Annotated in this window: 16 protein-coding genes, 1 tRNA gene and 1 pseudogene; 10 read left to right on the top strand and 8 right to left on the bottom strand. The window is 68.5% G+C overall.

Annotated elements, in window-relative coordinates:
* Positions 1 to 33 precede the first annotated feature (33 nt).
* Entirely contained in the window at positions 34 to 1,236 is a 1,203-nt protein-coding gene (locus FN829_RS02770) for a cystathionine gamma-synthase (RefSeq protein WP_142985484.1), read from the bottom strand.
* A 93-nt stretch (positions 1,237 to 1,329) separates the two neighbouring features.
* A tRNA-Glu gene (locus FN829_RS02765) sits at positions 1,330 to 1,440 on the bottom strand.
* 355 nt (positions 1,441 to 1,795) lie between these two features.
* Here FN829_RS02765 and FN829_RS02760 point away from each other — a divergent pair.
* Together FN829_RS02760 and FN829_RS02755 are read left to right on the top strand one after the other, a co-directional pair.
* The gene (locus FN829_RS02760) at positions 1,796 to 2,794 is read left to right on the top strand and encodes a phosphate signaling complex PhoU family protein (protein ID WP_142985483.1); all 999 of its coding nucleotides are present in this window, start codon (positions 1,796 to 1,798) and stop codon (positions 2,792 to 2,794) included.
* 79 nt (positions 2,795 to 2,873) lie between these two features.
* Positions 2,874 to 3,257, top strand: a complete 384-nt coding sequence (locus FN829_RS02755; protein WP_142985482.1) for a hypothetical protein — start codon at positions 2,874 to 2,876, stop codon at positions 3,255 to 3,257.
* 60 nt (positions 3,258 to 3,317) lie between these two features.
* Here FN829_RS02755 and FN829_RS02750 read toward each other — a convergent pair whose 3' ends face one another.
* Positions 3,318 to 4,514 carry a PAS domain-containing response regulator gene (locus FN829_RS02750; RefSeq protein WP_142985481.1) on the bottom strand — a complete coding sequence of 399 codons (1,197 nt, stop codon included), beginning with the start codon at positions 4,512 to 4,514 and terminating at the stop codon, positions 3,318 to 3,320.
* Between the two features lie 102 nt (positions 4,515 to 4,616).
* Complete coding sequence (locus FN829_RS02745; RefSeq protein WP_142985480.1) at positions 4,617 to 4,883, bottom strand: hypothetical protein; 267 nt, start codon at positions 4,881 to 4,883, stop codon at positions 4,617 to 4,619.
* A gap of 86 nt (positions 4,884 to 4,969) precedes the next feature.
* Between FN829_RS02745 and FN829_RS02740 the strand changes: the two genes are divergently transcribed.
* The 6 genes and pseudogenes from FN829_RS02740 to FN829_RS02715 all read left to right on the top strand — a co-directional run bounded on the left by FN829_RS02740 (position 4,970) and on the right by FN829_RS02715 (position 12,991).
* Positions 4,970 to 6,379 carry a class II fumarate hydratase gene (locus FN829_RS02740; RefSeq protein WP_142985479.1) on the top strand — a complete coding sequence of 470 codons (1,410 nt, stop codon included), beginning with the start codon at positions 4,970 to 4,972 and terminating at the stop codon, positions 6,377 to 6,379.
* 69 nt (positions 6,380 to 6,448) lie between these two features.
* A pseudogene (gene sucC, locus FN829_RS02735) lies at positions 6,449 to 7,600 on the top strand (ADP-forming succinate--CoA ligase subunit beta); the annotation flags it as partial.
* On the top strand, positions 7,597 to 8,466 hold the full coding sequence (gene sucD / locus FN829_RS02730; RefSeq protein WP_142985477.1) for a succinate--CoA ligase subunit alpha: 870 nt from the start codon (positions 7,597 to 7,599) through the stop codon (positions 8,464 to 8,466). The pseudogene sucC and the gene sucD, both read left to right, overlap by 4 nt.
* Positions 8,467 to 8,551: 85 nt before the next feature.
* Complete coding sequence (locus FN829_RS02725; protein WP_142985476.1) at positions 8,552 to 11,206, top strand: GAF domain-containing protein; 2,655 nt, start codon at positions 8,552 to 8,554, stop codon at positions 11,204 to 11,206.
* Between the two features lie 106 nt (positions 11,207 to 11,312).
* Positions 11,313 to 11,600: an ArsR family transcriptional regulator gene (locus FN829_RS02720; protein WP_142985475.1), complete on the top strand. Its 288-nt coding sequence runs from the start codon at positions 11,313 to 11,315 to the stop codon at positions 11,598 to 11,600.
* Positions 11,601 to 11,683: 83 nt separating this feature from the next.
* Positions 11,684 to 12,991 (top strand): tRNA (N(6)-L-threonylcarbamoyladenosine(37)-C(2))-methylthiotransferase, encoded by a 1,308-nt coding sequence (locus FN829_RS02715; protein ID WP_142985474.1) that lies wholly within the window; start codon positions 11,684 to 11,686, stop codon positions 12,989 to 12,991.
* Here FN829_RS02715 and FN829_RS02710 read toward each other — a convergent pair.
* The 3 genes from FN829_RS02710 to FN829_RS02700 form a co-directional block, all read right to left on the bottom strand.
* Positions 12,940 to 13,548, bottom strand: coding sequence for a trimeric intracellular cation channel family protein (locus tag FN829_RS02710; protein WP_142985772.1), 609 nt, complete (start codon positions 13,546 to 13,548; stop codon positions 12,940 to 12,942). The genes FN829_RS02715 and FN829_RS02710 overlap by 52 nt on opposite strands.
* Positions 13,549 to 13,693: 145 nt before the next feature.
* On the bottom strand, positions 13,694 to 13,987 hold the full coding sequence (locus FN829_RS02705) for a hypothetical protein (RefSeq protein WP_142985473.1): 294 nt from the start codon (positions 13,985 to 13,987) through the stop codon (positions 13,694 to 13,696).
* A gap of 153 nt (positions 13,988 to 14,140) precedes the next feature.
* Positions 14,141 to 16,189, bottom strand: coding sequence for an AMP-dependent synthetase/ligase (locus FN829_RS02700; RefSeq protein WP_142985472.1), 2,049 nt, complete (start codon positions 16,187 to 16,189; stop codon positions 14,141 to 14,143).
* A 129-nt stretch (positions 16,190 to 16,318) separates the two neighbouring features.
* Between FN829_RS02700 and FN829_RS02695 the strand changes: the two genes are divergently transcribed.
* Both FN829_RS02695 and FN829_RS02690 read left to right on the top strand, forming a co-directional pair.
* Complete coding sequence (locus FN829_RS02695) at positions 16,319 to 18,205, top strand: helicase C-terminal domain-containing protein (RefSeq protein WP_142985471.1); 1,887 nt, start codon at positions 16,319 to 16,321, stop codon at positions 18,203 to 18,205.
* Between the two features lie 313 nt (positions 18,206 to 18,518).
* Positions 18,519 to 18,710: a UPF0175 family protein gene (locus tag FN829_RS02690; RefSeq protein ID WP_142985470.1), complete on the top strand. Its 192-nt coding sequence runs from the start codon at positions 18,519 to 18,521 to the stop codon at positions 18,708 to 18,710.
* A gap of 144 nt (positions 18,711 to 18,854) precedes the next feature.
* Here the strand turns inward: FN829_RS02690 and FN829_RS02685 are convergent, their stop codons facing one another.
* Complete coding sequence (locus tag FN829_RS02685) at positions 18,855 to 19,961, bottom strand: 60S ribosomal export protein NMD3 (protein ID WP_142985469.1); 1,107 nt, start codon at positions 19,959 to 19,961, stop codon at positions 18,855 to 18,857.
* Positions 19,962 to 20,078 lie beyond the last annotated feature (117 nt).

Raw genomic sequence — 20,078 nt, 5'->3', positions numbered from 1 at the left:
GCCCGGATCGGACGCGGCCGAACGCCCGCCCGCTCACTCCAGTGCGGCGTCGAACGCTCGCTGGAGGTCCGCCTTCATGTCGTCGACGTGCTCGATGCCGACCGAGACGCGGATCAGCCCGTCGGTGAGCCCGGCGGCGAGCCGCTCATCGCGAGGGATCGCGGCGTGGGTCATCGCGGCCGGCTGCTCGATGAGGCTCTCGACGCCGCCGAGCGACTCCGCGAGGGTGAACACCTCCGTCTCCTCGACGACCGTCGAGGCCTGCTCGAGGCTGCCGTCGAACTCGAAGGAGAGCATCCCGCCGAAGTCGTCCATCTGTTCGGCGGCGAGGTCGTGGTGCGGGTGCGACTCGAGTCCGGGGTAGTAGACCCGGCTCACGTCGTCGTGGCCCTGGAGCCACTCGGCGAGCTCGGCGGCGTTCTCGCAGTGGCGGTCCATCCGCACCGGGAGCGTCTTCGTGCCTCGAAGGACGAGGAACGCGTCGAACGGGCCGGGCGTCGCGCCGACCGAGTTCTGATAGAAGCCGATCTCCTCGTCGAGGTCTGCGTCGTCGACGATCAGCGCCCCGCCGATCGTGTCGGAGTGGCCGCCGAGGTACTTCGTGAGCGACTGGCAGACGACGTCCGCGCCGTGCTCGAGCGGGCGCTGGAGGTACGGCGTCGCGAACGTGTTGTCGACCGCACACAGCGCGTCGTTCTCGTGGGCGATGTCGGCGAGCGCGCCGACGTCGTTCACGTTCATCAGCGGGTTCGTGGGCGTCTCGACCCAGACCAGCTCCGTGTTCGGCTCCATCGCCTCGCGGACCGCGTCGTGGTCGGTGGTGTCGACGAAGGTGGTCTCGAGGTCGTACTTGTCGTACACCTGCGTGAGGATCCGGTGGGTGCCCCCGTAGACGTCGTCGCCGGCGACGACGTGATCGCCTGCCGAGAGCAGGTTGAGGACGGTGTTTATCGCGCCCATGCCCGAGGAGAAACAGCGGGCGTGACTGCCCGATTCCAGCGCCGCGAGGTTCTCCTCGAGGTCGGTTCGCGTCGGGTTCCCGGTCCGGGAGTACTCGTAGCCGCGGTGGTCGCCCGGACCGTCCTGCTTATACGTCGAGTTGGCGTGGATCGGCGTCATCAGCGCGCCCGTCTCAGGGTCCGGATCCTGACCGGCGTGGATCGCCCGCGTCTCGAATCGGGCGTCTTCGGAATCGACGTCGTCGCCGCCGTCGGTCGCTGGGTCGCGGTCGCTCATGCCTGGGTCCTCGGCGGCCGGGGTCGTCACTCTTGTCCTTCCGGTCGGCGACGGGGAGGAAGCCGGCGGCTCCGAAGTCGGCTGCGCGAGAAGTGCTCGGTCAGGGATTTGAACCCTGGTCGTCGGCTGTCTTCCGAACCGGCACGGCGACGTACCGCGTTCGTCGAAAGGCCAACATGATTGGCCGGACTACACCAACCGAGCGCGTTCACCCGTTACGACGGGGTCGATTTAACTCTTCTCAACTCTCTTCACCGAGACACGCGTTCACACGCCCGCGAATCGAGACAGAGCTGTCGCGATCGTTGGTCAGTCACGATCGTCAGTCGGCAGTGACCGTCGATCGGAGGCCGATCACCACGCAGTCACGAGTCGATCGTGGGCCGATCACGCTCATATATATCTCTGGTTCAATATATGTATTCGGTAGAAAGCAACCGACTTCCTCATCCGAAATGATCCAGTCTCGCGACGCTCCACGCGTGGGGCGGAAGCCCTTTCGAATCGAACTATATATTTCCAGTACAGTCTTAAGTCGAGGCGACCACAACTCGCGTACATGGAAACGCGGAAGGTGCAAGTCACCGGCGGCTCGACGTACACGGTCTCGATCCCGAAGTCCTGGGCGACCGAAAACGACGTGGGCGCGGGCACCGAAGTCGAGTTCTATCCCGACGGCGACTCGCTGTTCCTCACGCCGCGCTCGGAGGAGGAGCGGACCCGAGGCAGCCTCGAGATCACCGACCTGACCGGTCAGGACCTCACCCGCGCGGTGACGACGATGTACGTCAGCGGGTTCGACGTCATCGAACTGACGGGCGGCGAGATCACCACCGAACAGCGCTCGACGGTCCGGGAGGCGGTCCAGAGCCTCGTCGGCCTCGAAGTGCTGGAGGAGACTCGCGACCGCGTCGTGGTCCGGGACCTGCTCGATTCCTCGGAGCTGTCGATCCACAACGCCGTCACCCGGATGCGGCTGATCTCGCTGTCGATGCTCCAGGACGCGATCACGGCGCTCTCCGAGCTCGACCACGACCTCGCACGCGACGTGATCGGCCGCGACGACGACCTCGACCGGCTGTGGCTCGTCGTCTCGCGGATCTTCCGGGCCACCCTCCGGACGCCGAAGGCCGCGGAGGAGCTCGGACTCCCCCGCGAGGAGTGTTTCGACTACCACTCGAGCGCCCGCCAGCTGGAGCGGATCGGCGACCACGCGACCAAGATCGCCCACCTGACGCTGAACATCGAGGAGCCGCTTCCCGAGGACGTGATCGACGCCATCGACGACCTCCACGGCGACGCCGTCGAGGTCGTCGACACCGCGATGGACGCGCTGTTCGCCGAGGACAACGACGAGGCCACCCGGCTGGCGAACGAGGCGCGAACCGGCGTGCGGGCCATCGACGAGCGCGTGCGGGCCATCGACGAGCTACTCCGCGGGCTCGACCCGACGCGGGCACAGCTTCTGGGTCTCGTGGTCGACTCCGTCCTCCGGTCGGCCGACTACGGCGGAAACGTCGCCGAGACCGCCCTCCAGAAGGCCGCGCCGACGCCGTGAATCGCCGGACCGTCCGTCGGCGATCCGGGCTCGAACGGGTAGCCGTGTCTTTTTGTCCGTTGACGCCGGACTCCGTGGCATGCCCGAGATCGAGTTAGGCGTCCCGCGAGGGGTCATCGAGTCGTTGCCGGAGGGAGACGAGACCGCCGAACGGGACATGCGGCGGGCCATCGCCGGGATCCAGTCCCGGCTGAACGAGGAGATCGGCGGGAGCGACCCGGCGGACGCGGCGGCGGTCGTCGTCGACGCGGTCGAACGCATGGAGGAGCAGGCGAGCACCTACCACGAGTTCGTCCCCGAGCTCCGCGCGTGGGGACAGTCGCCGATCTACGCGATCGCCTGGCGGAACCTCTACGTCGAGCTGATCGGGCAACTGTACGAACACGAGTGGCTCGCCGGCGAGCTCGACCGCGAGCGCAACTTCCGGCTCGTCGACGACGGGATCCGGCTCTCGGACCTGTAGCGACCCGACTCACAGGGGAGACGGAACTCGGCTGGTCCCCGGCTGGTCCCCGCGCTCCGCTCACTTCCCGTCGTCTCCGCTCTCCGCCGCTCGATACAGCCAGAGGTGGCCCCCGCCCTGCGGGAGGTCCACCGGTCGGTAGGTGCGACGGAGCGTCCGACCGTCGGCGAGGTCCAACCGCTCGTCGTAGACCGGCTCTCGATCCTCGACGACCGCGTTGATTCGCGTGACGAACCCCTCCGGGTCGGCACACCGGTCGCTCACCTCGATCGCGAACCGTTCGCAGTCGGCACCCACCGCCTCCTCCGGGTCGCCGTCGACGTCGAACAGGTCGTACAGCCGGTCGTTGACGGCGAGGACGTTCCGGTCGGCGTCCTCGACGAGCACGCCGTGCGGGAGCGTGTCGAACACGGTCGAGAGGACGGCGTTCGTGCGCTCGAGTTCGCGCTTCCGCTCCTCTCGTTCGGTGATGTCCTCGAACTGCGAGAAGACCCGGATCACCTCGCCGTCGTCGTCGGTCACCACCTGGTTGTGCCACGCACACCGGATCCGCTCGCCGTCGCGGGTGACGTTTTCGTTGACGCTCCGGTACCCGCCGCGGTCGGCGAGCAGACCGCGTTCGATCTCCGCCACGCGACGCCGCTGGTCCTCGGGGACGATCGGCATCCACGTGCCGCCGACGAGCTCCTCGGCGTCGTAGCCGGTTATCTCCTCGGCGATCGAGTTCACCCGAACGATCTCGAACGTCTCGTCGTACTCGATGGTGCCGAGCGGCGACTGCTCGATGAACCGCGAGAGCCGGTCCTGACTCGCCGCAAGCGCCCGCTTGGAGCGGTGCTGGTCGACCGCGTTTCGCACCCGGTTGGCAAGCACGGTGTACTGGTCGGTGCCGCCGTCCTTCTGGAGGTAGTCGGTGACGCCCGCGGAGATCGCCTCGCTCGCGATCTCCTCGCTTCCCTTCCCCGTGAACAGCACGAACGGGACGTCGACGTCTCGCTCGCGGACCGTCTCGAGGAGCTCCAGTCCGTCGGTCCCCGGCATGTCGTAGTCGCTGACGATACAGTCGATCCGTTCGTCTCCCGCCTCGAGCGCCTCCAACGCGTCGGCCGCGGTGGTCTCCGACCGGACCGAGAAGGCGTCGTCGATACGCTCGAGGTACGTGGCGACGAGTTCGGTGAACGACGGATCGTCGTCGACGTGGAGGACTCGGATCCCGTCGTCCCGGACGGTCTCCGACCGGTGGAGGGGATCGGCCATGATAGTACGACAGACTGTCGCGTGAAATATATCTTCGGGTGGGAGGACCGACGTGCGTCGTCTCGAGGTACCGGGACCGTCGATAGACGATCGAACGTGGTATTATGATCCGGAATCGGTCGGATAATTCCCGGCGTCTCGCGCGTTCGGTTTCGACCCGTCGGCGTTCGCGAGCCGGAAGAGCCCGACGAGCGCGCCGGCGACGACCACGGCTCCCTCGATCCGGGCGGCCGCGAGGACCCACGACTTCGGCTCCGCGTCCTCGGCGTTTCGGTAGGCGACGCGGGTGAGCACTCGGACGAGCGGACCGGGCGCGACCGCCTCGATCAGCCCGAGGATCCCGGCGGCGAGGAGTAGGTGAGCTCGCATGCTCGCCCTACCACGGGAGACGACAAAAGCGATGCGGCCACGCCGGGAAAGGTAGCTTTTACTCCGTCTCCGGGGAAGGTTGAGGTATGGATGAGGACTACCGCACGGAGGAGGACAGCCTCGGGGAGATGCGAGTGCCGGCCGACGCCTACTGGGGCGCACAGACCCAGCGGGCCGTCGAGAACTTCCCCGTCTCGGGGATCGGGTTCGGACGGCGGTTCGTCCGCGCTCTCGGCGTGGTGAAGAAGGCGGCCGCGCAGGCGAACCGGGACCTGGGGCTCGTCGACGACGACACCGCGGAGGCGATCGTCGCCGCCGCCGACGAGGTGATCGCGGGCGATCACGACGACCAGTTCCCCGTCGACGTCTTCCAGACGGGCTCCGGCACCTCCTCGAACATGAACGCCAACGAGGTGATCGCCAACCGCGCCGCCGAGATCGCGGGCGCGGAGATCGGCGACCGCGTCGTCCACCCCAACGACCACGTCAACTACGGGCAGTCCTCGAACGACGTGATCCCGACGGCGATGCACGTCGCCGCCCTCGAGGCCGTCGAGAAGGACCTCGTGCCCGCCCTCGAGACGCTCCACGCGGAACTGGAGGCGAAGGAAGCCGAGTTCGACGGCGTCGTCAAGACCGGGCGCACCCACCTCCAGGACGCGACGCCGGTCCGGCTCGGCCAGGAGTTCGGTGGCTACCGGACGCAGATCGTGAAGGGGATCGAACGCGCCGAGGCCGTCCAGCCGAACCTGCGCGAGCTGGCGCTCGGCGGCACCGCGGTCGGCACCGGACTCAACACGCACCCCGAGTTCCCGGCGCTCGCGGCGGAGTACATCTCCGAGGAGACGAACACGACCTTCCGCGAGGCCGACAATCACTTCGAGGCGCAGGCCGCCCACGACGCGATGGCCGAGGCGCACGGCGCGCTCCGCACCGTCGCCGGGAGCATGAACAAGATCGCGAACGACCTGCGGCTCCTGGCCTCCGGCCCCCGAAACGGACTCGGCGAGGTCGAACAGCCGGAGAACCAGCCCGGCTCCTCGATCATGCCCGGGAAGATCAACCCGGTCGTCGCCGAGTCGGTCAACCAGGTCCACAAGCAGGTGGTCGGCAACGACGCCGCCGTCTCCGCGGGCGCGGCCCGCGGCGAGATCGACTTGAACCTGTACAAGCCGGTCGTCGCGCACAACTTCCTCCAGTCGGCCGAGCTGCTCTCGAACGCGGCCGAGACGTTCGGCGAGAAGTTCGTCGCGAAGCTGGAGGCGAACGAGGAGCACTGCGAGACTCGCGTCGAGCAGTCGATGGCGCTCGCGACCGCGCTCAACCCCGCGATCGGCTACGACAAGGCCTCGAAGGTGGCCAAGCAGGCGCTCGCCGAGGACAAGAGCGTCCGCGAGGTCGCCGTCGCGGAGGGGTACCTCACCGAGGCGGAGGCCGACGAGGTGCTCGACCCCGAGGCGATGACCCACCGCGTCATCCTCGGCGACGAGGAGTGAACTGAGACGCGTTCCGCGACGCGTCGAGCCGGAATCGGCACCATTTAAGCCGGCGTCGCCCGCTCTTCGAAACGGATGAAACTTCACGAGTATCAAGCGAAGTCTATCTTCGCGGACGCCGGGATCCCGGTACCGGACTCCCGGCTCGCGACGACCGTCGAGGAGGCCCTCGACGCCGTCGACGAGATCGGGTATCCGGCCGCGATCAAGGCACAGGTCCACGTCGGGGGACGCGGGAAGGCCGGCGGGATCGAGATCGCGACCGACCGCGAGGAGGCCGAGGAGTACGCCGAGCGGATCCTCGGGATGGACCTCAAGGGGTACACCGTCGAGAAGGTCCTCGTCGAGTCGGGCGTCGACTTCGTCGACGAGCTGTACGTCGGCGTCACGATGGACCGCGGCGAGGGCGAGCCGGTCCTGATGGTCTCGACCGAGGGCGGCGTCGACATCGAGGAGGTCGCGGCGGAGAATCCCGACGCGATCGCCCGCGAACACGTCGATCCCGCGTTCGGGCTCCATCCGTACCAGGCCCGCAAGGTCGTCTACGAGGCCGGCGTCGACGCCGACGTGGCGCTCGACGTGGCGTCGATCCTCTCGACGCTGTACGACCTCTACGAGGACAGCGACGCCTCGGAGATCGAGGTCAACCCGGTGATGATCACGAGCGACCGCGACGTGATCGCGGCCGACGCCGTGATGAACGTCGACGAGGACGCGCTGTTCCGCCAGCCCGAGCTGGCCGAGATGGCCGAGGAGTCCTACGAGGACGACCTCGAGCGCAAGGCCGGCGAGTACGGCTTCGACTACGTCCGCCTGTCGGGCAACGTCGGCATCATCGGCAACGGCGCGGGCCTCGTGATGACGACGCTCGACCTGGTCGACTACTACGGCGGGAAGCCCGCCAACTTCCTCGACATCGGCGGCGGCGCGAAGGCCGACCGCGTCGCGAACGCGCTCGACATGGTCTTCTCCGACCCCAACGTCGACAGCGTCGTCTTCAACATCTTCGGCGGGATCACCCGCGGCGACGAGGTCGCGAAGGGGATCAACGAGGCCTTAGAGCAGTTCGACGAGATCCCGAAGAAGGTCGTCGTCCGGCTCGCCGGCACGAACGCCGAGGAGGGGATGGAGATCCTGAACACGGAACTCGTGGAGGTCGAGGAGACGCTGGAGGACGCCGTCCAGCGTGCGGTGGCAAACGCCGAGGAGGTGACCCAATGAGCATTTTCGTCGACGACGACACGCGCGTGGTGGTCCAGGGGATCACCGGCGGGGAAGGCAAGTTCCACGCCGAACAGATGATCGAGTACGGGACGAACGTCGTCGCCGGCGCGGTGCCCGGCAAGGGCGGCCAGGAGGCCGCCGGCGTTCCGGTGTACGACACGGTCGACGAGGCGGTCGAGGCCGAGGACGCCGACGCCTCCGTGATCTTCGTGCCGCCGGCGTTCGCCGCCGACGCGGTCTTCGAGGCGCTCGACACCGACCTCGACCTCGCGGTCGCGATCACCGAGGGGATCCCGACCCAGGACATGGCGAAGGTGAACAAGCGGCTCTCCGAGACCGACACGCGGCTGCTCGGCCCGAACTGCCCCGGAATCATCACGCCGGGCGAGGCGAAGCTCGGCATCCTGCCGGGCAACATCTTCGCCGACGGCAACGTCGGGCTCGTCTCCCGCTCGGGGACCCTGACCTACCAGGTCGTCGACAACCTCACCGAGCGCGGGATCGGCCAGACGACCGCCATCGGCATCGGCGGCGACCCGATCATCGGCACCTCCTTCATCGACGCCCTCGAGGCGTTCGAGGCCGACGACGAGACCGACGCGGTCGTGATGTGCGGCGAGATCGGCGGCGAGGACGAGGAGGAGGCCGCGGCGTTCATCGGCGAGCACATGGACACCCCGGTCGCCGGCTTCATCGCCGGCCGAACCGCCCCGCCGGGCAAGCGCATGGGCCACGCGGGCGCCATCGTCTCCGGCTCGGGGACGGGCACCGCGGAGTCGAAGATCGACGCGCTCAACGACGCGGGCGTCCCCGTCGGCGACACCCCCGAGGAGGTCGCCGACCACGTGGAGAGCTTCCTGTAGGGCGTTCCAGCCGACTCGGACGCGGCCCCATCATTTCTGATATTTTCACAAAAACTTCAAATAAACACGACCTGTTTCGGCTCGTATGGTAGCACGCCCCGGGAGCGACTCCGAGGAGTCGACGGGGGGGCGGGACGGGAGCCGGAACGAGCGCACGACGCGGCCCGCGAGCGACGCGAGGGGCGCGGTCGTCACGGACGGGGGAACCGCGGACCGGCGGGAGGTCGTGCTCGTCGTCGACGACGAGCCCGGCGCGGCGGATCTGGCGGCGACGTATCTCGAACGACTCCTCGACGGGATCGAGACGATCACGGTGACGTCGCCGACCGCGGCGCTCGAGCGGCTCCGGGAGCGGCCGATCGATTGCGTCGTCAGCGATCACGACATGCCGGAATCGACCGGGTTGGAACTCCTCGAGACGGTTCGTTCCGAGATAGGCGAGGTTCCCTTCCTGCTGTTCACGGGGAAGGGGTCGGAGGAGATCGCGAGCGAGGCGATCTCCGCCGGCGTCACGGACTACCTCCAGAAGGGCGGCGCGGACGGGTACGAGATGCTCGCGAACCGCGTGGACAACGCGCTCTCCCGTCGACAGGCCGAATCGGACCTGCGGGAAGTCAACCGGAAGGTGACCGCGATCCACGATTTCGCGACCGAACTCTCCTGTGTCGACACCGTCGAGGAGGTGTTCGAGCGGGTCATCGACGTCGCGTCCGAGGTCCTCGAGTTCGACCGCTGTCTCACCGCCCGACGGGAGGGAGAGTACGTCCACCCGGCGGCGCTCTCGGAGGGCGTCACCGAGGACGACGTGCGCCGGTTCGAACTCGGCGAGGGGATCGCTGGTCGAACCGTGGCGGAGGAGCGGACGTTCCTCGTCGAGGAGGTCGAAAGGTCGCCGGACGCCGACCCCGTCGCCGACGACATCGAATCGGCGATCAGCGTGCCGATCGGCGGGTACGGGAACTTCCAGGCGATCTCCAGCGGACGGGCCACGTTCGACGAACGGGACGTGGAGTTCGCGGAGTTGGTCACCGCACACGCCGCGGAGGCGATGGAGCAGATCGAAACGGAGGGGGCGCTCCGGGCCGAGCGCGACCGGCTCGCGGCGCTCTTCGACAACGTCCCCTCGCCGGTCGCACGGCTCGCTATCGACGGATCGGGAGCGCGCACGCTCGACGCGACGAACGACGCGTTCGAATCGACGTTCGGCTGTGCGGCCGGCGAGGTCACGTACGAGGAGATGTGTGCGAGGATCGTCCCCGACGGCGTCGACTCGATCGAGCCGGACTGGTCCGACACCGATCTGGACCCGATCCGGACGGAGGTCGAGCGCCGGACGTCGTCGGGGGTCAGGGACTTCATCCTGAACGCGATCCCCACGGAGCGCGACGACGAGGTGCTTCTCCACTTGGTGTACGCCGACATCGACGAACAGAAGCGGATCGAGCGGACCCTCCGCCGGCTCCACGAGGCGACGCGGGAGATGTTCTCCGGCGAGGGCCGCGAGACGGTCGCCGAGATCGCGACGCGGACCGCGATCGACACGCTCGGATTCCCCGCCAGCGGGATCCGGCTGTACGACCCCGACTCGGGGACGCTTCGACCCACGGCGATAAGCGAGGAGGCGACCGCGGTGTTCGGCGAGCGGCCGCCGTTCGGTCCGGGCGACGGGCTGGTGTGGGACGCGTACGATCGCGACGAGACGGTCGTCGTGGACGATCTCCGAAACGAGGAGACGAGCGTGGGGTACGGCGACCTCCGGAGCCTGCTCGTCGTGTCCCTCGGGGGTCACGGCGTGATGCCGCTCGGCTCGCCCGACCCGAACTTCTTCGACGACACGGGCGTCCAGCTCGCGCGGGTGTTGGCCGCGAACGTGACCACCGCGCTGGACCGCGCCGAACGGACCGAACAGCTCCGCGAGCGCGACGCCGCGCTCCAACGGGAGCTCGACCGCCTCGAGAAGTTCGCGGGCGTGGTCTCACACGACCTCCGAAATCCGCTCACGGTCGCGAGCGGGCGCGTCGAGCTCCTCCGTGCGCTGATCGACGACGACGCCGACGAGGTCCACGAACAGATCGACCGGATCGAGAACGCCCACGCGCGGATGGGCGAGCTGATCGACGACCTCCTCGCGCTCGCCAGGGAGGGGAGGACGGTCGACGAACCGGAGCCGGTCGCGCTCGCCGACGCCGCTCGGGAGGCGTGGAGGACCGTCGATACGGACGGCGTCGCTCTGGAGGTCGAAACCGGAAACGCGACCGTTCACGCCGACCCCGAGCGACTCCGGACGATGTTCGAGAACCTGTTTCGGAACAGCGTGGAACACGGTCGTTCGAGAGACGGCGTCGCCGTCTCTCGTGATGACGAAAACTCCTCCTCGGAGTTTTCGAACCATTCCACGAGCAGTCGGCCTACGGCCGACGACAGCGTCGAACACGGTTCGACTGGCAGCCGGATCTCACCCGAATCGGACGGCGACCCGGACGTCACCGTGACCGTCGGACCGCTGCCGGACGGCTTCTTCGTCGCCGACGACGGACCGGGGTTCGACGGGGTCGATCCCGATCAGGCGATGGAGTACGGCGTCTCGAGCGCGGACCACGGCTCCGGGCTCGGACTGGCGATCGTCAGGGAGATATCCGACGCACACGGGTGGCGGATCGCGGTCGGTGAGGGCGGAGACGACGCGGACGAGAACGGAAATGAATCGGGGGCGCGCTTCGAGTTCCGAACCGACGGATAGCGTCCGCGAACGGAGTGAGCCGCGGGCTCGGGATAGCCACCATCGGACGTGCGCAGCCTACGCACACCCGGACCACGGTTATGGCCGGCTCGCCCCACCGATCGGTATGGACGACGACGCGCGCGAACGGCTCGAACCGCTCCCGCCGAGCGCCAAGCTCGTGTACTACGTGCTGGACGCCGAGGGGCGGTTCGACCAGACCGGGCTCGCCGAGGAGACCCGACTCTCGACGCGTACGGTCCGGTTCGCCATCGAGAAGCTCGCCGAGGCCGACCTCGTCGAGGAGGGCTTCTGCCCCACCGACGCGCGTCGATCGGTGTACGAACCCGCCGATTCCGTTGACGCGGAGTCCGCTCGCGGTCCCGCACCGTCCGCGGTCGTCGCCGAGGACTGACCGTCACTCGGATACGTCCGCCATCGCCTTCGTTCGCCGATCCGTCGCCCTTTTGCCCGCCCGCCGGGTATGACGGGTAACCGATGGCGACGTACCACATCGAGACGTACGGCTGTACGTCCAACCGGGGCGAGAGCCGCGCGATCGAGCGCGCCCTCCGCGACGGCGGCCACCGCCCCGCGGACGGTCCCGAGGAGGCCGACGTCGCCATTCTCAACAGCTGTACGGTCGTCGAGAAGACCGAGCGCAACATGCTCCGGCGCGCCGAGGAGCTGGCCGAGGAGACGGCCGAACTCGTCGTCACCGGCTGTATGGCGCTCGCGCAGGGCGAGGAGTTCCGCGAGGCCGGCATCGACGCCGAGGTGCTCCACTGGGACGAGGTACCCGAACACGTGCTCAACGGCGAGTGTCCCACCCACACCCCCGACACGGAGCCGATCCTCGACGGCGTGATCGGCATCCTCCCCATCGCGCGCGGCTGCATGAGCAACTGCTCGTACTGTATCACCAAGTTCGCGACCGGCCGGGTCGACTCCCCGTCGATCGAGGAGAACGTCGAGAAGGCCCGCGCGCTGGTACACGCCGGCGCGAAGGAGATCCGCGTCACCGGACAGGACACCGGCGTCTACGGTTGGGACACGGGCGACCGGAAGCTCCCCGAGCTGCTCGACCGGATCTGCGCCATCGACGGCGAGTTCCGGGTCCGACTCGGGATGGCGAACCCCGGCGGGATCCACGGGATCCACGAGGAGCTCGCCGACGTCTTCGCGCGAAACGAGAAGCTGTACGACTTCATCCACGCCCCGGTACAGTCCGGCTCCGACGACGTGCTCGCGGACATGCGCCGGCAACACCGCGTCGACAAGTTCCGCGAGGTCGTGGCGGCCCTCGACGACCGGCTCGACCACTGGACGCTCTCGACGGATTTCATCGTCGGCTTCCCGACCGAGAACGAGGCCGACCACGAGGCGTCGATGGATCTGCTCTCCGAGGTCCGCCCCGAGAAGATCAACGTCACTCGCTTCTCGAAGCGGCCCGGAACCGACGCCGCCGAGATGAAGGGGCTCGGCGGGACGGTGAAAAAGGAGCGCTCGAAGGCGATGTCGGAGCTGAAGATGGAGGTCGTCGGCGAGGCGTACGAGTCGATGGTCGGCGACGAGTTCGAGGCGCTCGTCGTTGAGGAGGGAACGGGCGACTCGGTGAAGTGTCGAGACTCCGCCTACCGGCAGATAATCGTCCAGAGCGCGACCGATCGCGGGGTCGAGGTCGGCGACTTCCTCACCGTCGAGGTGACCGGTCACAACACCGTCTACGCGTTCGGGGAGCCGACCGGCGAGCGTCAGCGCCCCGGCGGTTCCAGGTCGTCGGCGGCGGGGAGTTCCCAGCCGTAAGTGACGGCCGCGAGCCGCGTGACGACGGTGACGGCCGCACAGAGGGCGGCGGCGGTACCGCCGGCGACTCCGACGGCTCCGGCGGCGACGTAGACCATCCCGCCCGATACGGCACAGCTCGCGTAGAAGTCCTCGAAGAGGATGAACGGGGCGCGGTCGAGAAGCAGGTCGGCGAACGCGCCGCCGCCGACCGCGTTTATCGTCGCGATCGCGACGACGCCGAACGCGGAGACGCCCGCGTCCGCGGCGACGATCGCCCCCGTGGTGGCGAACGCGGCGAGCCCGATCGCGTCCGACACGAGCGTTATCGGGTGCGTGTCCGGCGCGGCGAGCACGGCCCGCAACCCGATCGCCAGGGCGACGCCGAGCAGTCCGAGCGCGATCTCGACGGGCGACTGGAGCGCCAGCGGCGTTCGCATCACGAGGAGGTCCCGCGTCGCCCCGCCGGCGAACGCCATCGCCAGCCCGACGATCGCGATCCCGAACAGGTCGAACTCCTCGCGGATCGCCTTCGTCGACCCGACCAGCGCGAACGCGACGAGCCCGATCGTGTTCATCACCGCGAACGGATCGCCGAACAGCGCCACGAGGAGTCCCCGGCTCACTGGCGAGTGCTCCGCGAGCCGAAGGCTTGAATGTGCCGTCAGCGGATCCGCGGGTCCGCCGGGGACGAGTCGGACGGGTTCGCCCCCCGCGAGGCGATCAGCCTCCGATCACGTTCACGTCGATCTCTGTCGGCCCTGTGTCGACGTCGAGCGACGTGGCGACGTACCAGACGAAGGCCCCGATCGCGGGGAGAACGAAGACGGTCGTCGTGAACGCCGCGGAGACGAGATCACCCTGGGCGTAGTGCATCCGACCGACCCGCGACCAGAACAGCGACCAGCCGGCGAGCCCGAGGCCCACCAACAGCACGGTCGCCGCCTCGACGACGTGGGTCGTAGCTGTCGACGCGGTGCGTCGGACCGAATCGACGGCGTTTCGGATCGTGGACATCGTCGGCGACGTTCCGGTTCGAGCCTTGTGAAAGTATGATAAATTTAGATATGTATAACAAGGATGAAATTATGCGATCGGTGCGAAAAACTCGCTCGCTGCCGTGACGAACAGCATGGAACGTCGGGCGTTCGCCTCGAGGCGCTCGACCCCCTACTCCTCGTCGTATATCATCTCGATCTCGTCGGCGAACCGGTCGAGGATGTTCCGACGCTTCTTCTTCATCGTGGGCGTGAGGAGATCGTTCTCCTCGGAGAACTCCTCGGGGACCAACCGGAACCGCTTGATCCGTTCGTAGGGCTCGAACGCCTCGTTCACCGCGTCGACCTCGGTCCGGAACCGGTCGCGGACGCGCTCGTCCCGACAGATCCCCCGCCGATCGTCGGGGAGATCGATCCCCTCGTCGTCGGCCCACGTCTCGACCGCCTCGAAGTTCGGAACGAGGAGCGCCGAGACGAACTTGCGGCCGTCGCCGAGCACGACGCACTGCTCGACCAACTCGTTCGCGGCGAAGCGGTCCTCGATGGGCGCGGGCGCGACGTTCTTTCCCGTCGAGAGCACGAGCAACCGTTTGGCCCGTTCGCGGAACGCGACGTACCCGTCGGGACGGAGCTGGACGATATCGCCGGTGTGGAACCACGGATCTTCGGGGTCGCCGTCGCGCTCTCCCGGCGGCGTGCCCGCCACCGTCGCGTCCGCGGGGAGCGCGTCGTGTGCCGAGAACGCCTCGCGGGTTGCGTCCGGTCTGTTCCAGTACCCCGCCGTCACCTGTGGGCCGCGAACCAGCAGTTCCCCCACGTCGCCGGGGACGTCCGCGACCTCCTCGCCGACGACGCGGCCGTCGATCGCGACCTCGGTGTCGACGACCGGCGGTCCGATGGTCCCCACTTTCGGCTCCTCGGGGGGGTTGACGCAGATCACAGGCGACGTCTCCGTGAGCCCGTACCCCTCGAGGATCGGGAGGTCCATCGCGTGATACAGCGCGCACAGCTCCGCCGACAGCGACCCGCCGCCGGAGATGAAGAAGTCGACGTTCCCGCCGATCGCCTCCCGCACCGACGAGAAGACCAGCCGGTCGGCGAGCGCCCGCTTCGCGTCGAGAACCGGGCCGGGGTCGTCGGCCGCGTGGTGTCGCTTCCCCGCGTCGACGGCCCACTCGAAGATCCGTTCTTTCACCGGCGACGCCGACGCCTGCTCGCGGATCGCGTCGTAGAGCTTCTCGTAGACCCGCGGGACGCTGGTCGTCGTCGTCGGCCGGACGAGCCCGAAGTCCTCCCGGAGCGTGTCCGGGCTCTCGGCGTAGCCGACGGTCGCGCCGGCCGCGAACATCATGTAGTGGCCCGCGAGCCGCTCGAGGACGTGCGCGAGCGGGAGAAACGAGAGGGTCGTCGTCTCCGCGGAGATCCCGGGTACCCCCTCGTCGCGGTCGGGCCGGTCCGCGAAGCGCTTGTAACACTGGTTCACGTTCGAGCGGAAGTTCCCATGGGTGAGCCGGACCCCCTTCGGTTCCCCGGTCGTCCCGGAGGTGTAGATGAGGCTCGCGAGGTCGTCGACGGCGGTCGCGTCGAGCCACGAGTCGTAGGTTTCCTCGTCGAACGCGTCCGCGCCGAGTCCGTGGACCTCGCCGAGGGTGTAGACGTCGTCGTCTCCATCGGCGCTCTCGTCGGTGTCGCTGTCGTCGCCATCGACGAGTTCGTCCATCGTCACGATCGCGTCCAGGTCGTGTGCGAGGTCGTCGCGGACGTCGAGCACCTCCCGCAGGAGCGCCCGGTTCTCGACGACGACGACCGTCGCTTCGGGGTCCTCGAGCAGGTAGCGGACCTGCGAGGGCGACGAGGAGGCGTACACCGTCGTGACGACCGCGCCGGCCGCGAGCGCCGCGAAGTCCACCTGTGCCCACTCCATGCGCGTCTGTGCGTACACCGCGAGTCGAGTGTCGTCCTCGACGCCGATCTCGCGGAACCCGGTCGCGAGGTTCCGAACGATCGACCGCATCTCCGCGTAGGTGAGGTCGGCGTAGTCGCCGACGGGCGCGGGATCGAGGACGCCGGCGGCGACGAGTGACCGGTCATATATCCCGCCCTTGTATCGCTGAGCGACGCGGTCGGCGTTGCGGGCGGCGGAGCGCTCGAACGTGCGAGGGAGGGTCTCGCGGGCGACGGCGTCGTCCGCGAACCGGCGCTCGGCTTCCTGCCAACTCATACCGCCGAGACTCACGGACGTGTGATAAACGATCCGGTGGTTGTTCGTTTCTTTCGCTCGACCGGTCCGGTCGAGGGGTCTTCAAGGGTTCTCCGAGGGTTTAATTCCCGGAGCGCGCGAGGGGGTCGTGTGGACCCCGATCGGATCCCCGCGGAGTTCCCGGCTCCGAGCTTCCGCGGCGCACAGGAGCGCGCGCTCGCGGACGTCCGGGACGCCTTCGCCGCCGGCAACGACGTGGTGTTGGTGCGCGCGCCGACCGGCAGCGGCAAGTCCCTGCTCGCGCGGGCCGTGATGGGCGCGGCCCGCGAAGTCGCCGACGCGGCCCCGAGCGAGCCGACCGACGCCTACTACACCACGCCGCAGGTCTCCCAGCTCGATGACGTGGCCGCGGACGACCTCCTCTCCGACCTGAAAGTGATCCGCGGGAAATCGAACTACGACTGCGTCCTCCCCGGCGAACACGACACGCCGGTCGACCGCGCACCCTGCGTCCGCGAGCAGGGGTTCGACTGCTCGATCAAACACCGCTGTCCGTACTTCTCGGACCGCGCGATCGCCTCGTCTGGGCGGTTCGCCGCCATGACGCTCGCGTACTTCATGCGGACCGCGGGGTCGGAGACCTTCCGCAAGCGCGACGTCGTCGTGATCGACGAGGCGCACGGGCTCGCGGAGTGGGCGGAGATGTACGCGACGATCGACCTCTCGCCCGAGCGCGTCCCCGTCTGGGACGACGTCGGCGTCCCGGACGTGGAGCGGGACGCCGGCGCCGACGAGGACGCGCTCGACCGCACCGCCCGGTTCGTCGAGAGCCTCCGCGACGTGGCGAAGCGCGCGAAGGACGACCTCGTCGGACGGCCCGAACTGAGCCGCGAGGAGGTCGCCAGACGCGATCGGCTCCAGGAGCTGATCTCGGAGCTCGGCTGGTTCCTCGAGGACTACCGCGACCTCGACTCGCCGACGACGTGGGTCGTCGACCAGCCCGACGGCGAGGGGTCGGCGATCGCGATCAAGCCGCTCGACCCCGCCCGCTACCTCAGACACACCGTCTGGGACCGCGGCGAGAAGTTCGCGCTGCTGTCGGCGACGATCCTCTCGAAGGACGCGTTCTGCCGGGGCGTCGGACTCGACCCCGCGAACGTCGCCCTCGTCGACGTCGAGCACACGTTCCCGCTCTCGAACCGCCCGCTCTACGACGTGACGCAGGGGTCGATGACGTACGAGCACCGCGACGAGACGGTGCCGAAGATCGCTCGACTGATCGTCCGGCTGATGGCCGAGCATCCGGACCAGAAGGGGCTGATCCACGCCCACTCCTACGACATCGCGGGGCGGCTCGTCGAGAAGCTGGGCGAGTTCGGCGTGGCCGCGCGCGTCCGCCGACACGCGCGATCGAACCGTGACGCCGAACTCGAGGCGTGGAAGGCGAGTTCGGATCCCGAGGTGTTCGTCTCCGTGAAGATGGAGGAGGCGCTCGACCTGGAAGGGGACCTCTGCCGCTGGCAGGTGGTGTGTAAAGCGCCCTACCGGAACACCAACGACTCCCGCGTCGCTCGACGGCTGGCGGACGGGCAGTGGGCGTGGTACCACCGGACCGCGCTGCGCACCGTGATACAGGCGTGCGGGCGCGTCATCCGCGCGCCCGACGATCACGGCGCGACGTACCTCGCCGACGACTCGCTCCTCGATCTGTTCGACCGGGCTGCGGCTGACACCCCGCCCTGGTTCCGCGATCAGGTCGACGCGATGACGACTCCCGACCTCCCCGAGTTCGACCCGTCGGCCGCGCTCGCCGGGCTCGACGCCGACCCGTCCGGTCCCGGTCGAGCCGGACGCCGACGGTCGAGCGGCTCCGCCTCCGTCGGACTGTCCGGCGAGGGTGACGATCGCGACGGAACGTCGGGCGGATCCGGCTCGGCGAGCGACACCGACGGCGGCGAGACCACCCGAACCAGATCGGAAGCCGACGCGGAGCGACGGGAGAAGCATCCGCTCTCGGACGTCTGGGGCGACGGGTAGCGGTCGTTCGGGAGCCGGGTCCGTCCTCCGCGTGGCGGTCGAGCCGAGCTTTAGAGGAAGCTGATGCCCCAGGCGACCATCGAGCTCACCATGAGGAACGCGAAGAACAGCGCGATGGCCTGCTGTCTGTCCATGTCCCGCCTCGGCCGTAGAGGCTCATAATTCCTCCGGGCCGTCGTCGTCAACGAGCTCTGAAGACGATCGATCATTATATATTTCCACTGGTGGCTGTGTCACCTTATATCGTATAAGGTGTATCATGGTCCTGAATGAATTAGTAAGCTTCATAAACGTTCACACAGGATAGGTGGGTATGGCAACGAACGCGCTGTCGAGTGCGCTGACCCTGTACGGTGCGCGAACGCTGACGCTCGAACAGGCGGCGACGCAGGCGGGCGTCAGCGAGTCGGAGTTCATCCGGCAGCTGGAGCGGCGCGGCATCGAGGTAACCGAAGCCGAGCGCTCGGCAGCGGCCGGGAGCGACCACACCGCCCGCGCGGACTGATCGGGCGATCGATCCGGAATCGACCGACCAGGACCCTCACGCAGACTCGCGTTCGTCCTCACTTTTCGCGGATCCCGCACTCGCGAGCGGTCCGCTCTCCGGTTCCGTCTCCCTCCGAAAGCCTCCCGAGTGACGATCGCGACGCTACTCGTTGGGGACCAGGTGGACCTCCTCGCCGTGTTTGAACGCCAACACGGCGTCCGCGTCGTCGTCGACGAACGCGGGGTTCGGCACCGTCCGCGCCTCGTACGTCTCCGGGTCGAGCACCTGGATCGCGCGGTCGTCCTCGACGGTCACGACGGTGGTCTCGGTCGCGTCCTCCCGACTACCGAGCCGCGTCGCCTCCGGCGTTTCGCCCTCGTCGAACGCCGACTCGTACTCCTCGCCGGTCGCGAGGCGGACCCCTCGGATCCGGCCGGAGACGCCGGTGACGAGCACCGGTCCGTCGCCGTCCTCCGGGTCGACGACCTCGCCGGGCGCGTACCGGGGGAGCCGGACCGCGAACGTCACCCGGTACACCTCGTTGCCGTCGCCATCCTCGGTGACGAGCGTCGGGTACGACTCGAAGCTCCCGCCCATCTCCTCCGTGATCCGCGTCGCGACGTTCTGTGCGAGTCGGTTCGAGGAGACCTTGACGTCGGGACCGTCGTCGGTCTCTTTCACCTCCGTGATGAACGCCTCCCGGTCGCCCTTCGACTCCTGTTCGGCGACGTACGACTCCGCGATCTCGAGCGCCTCCGCGCGCTCCTCGGCGGTCAGCTGGCGATCGTCCGCGCGCACCTGAACGACCCCGGCGTAGTAGCCGCCGGCGATCCGGCCGCACCGGTCGCAGGTCCCCCGAGACACCTTCACCGGAACGACCGCCTCCGCCGAGCGGAGCGTCCCGCGGACGACCCCGGAAAAGCGGCAGTGCATCCGGACCGTGTTCTCGTCGACCTGTTCGGGCTCGACGCCCCACTCGACGTCCTCGGCGGCGACGTGGACGCCGAGCGCCTCCGCCACCTCGTCGACCGCGACGTCGGTGTAGTCGCGCGCGCCCACGTCCCGCCAGGACTCCCCGCGGCGGACCGCCCCGCAGCCCGAGCAGACGAGCACCTCTATCCGGTCCGGCGCGTCCACGAGCTCGAAGTCCTCGAAGTAACAGTCGTCACACAACAGCGCGTCCCGCCCCGCCGGATCGCCGGGTAAGGGGTCGCGACGCTCCGGAACCGCGTCGCCACACCGGGGACAGAACTCCCGCGACTCGCTCATGAACGCGAATACGGCGGTGAGCCGTTTAAGCGGCCCGAAGCGTCGGTCGAAACGCCGTCGGTTCTCCGGGGCGTCGGGACGCGGTCGATCCTCCGAAATCGTTTTTCGCCCGGACCG

Source organism: Halorubrum cibi, from assembly GCF_900182635.1.
Classification (GTDB): domain Archaea; phylum Halobacteriota; class Halobacteria; order Halobacteriales; family Haloferacaceae; genus Halorubrum; species Halorubrum cibi.
The sequence above is the reverse complement of the archived record's forward strand: the minus strand, read 5'-3'. Positions and strand labels throughout refer to the sequence as shown.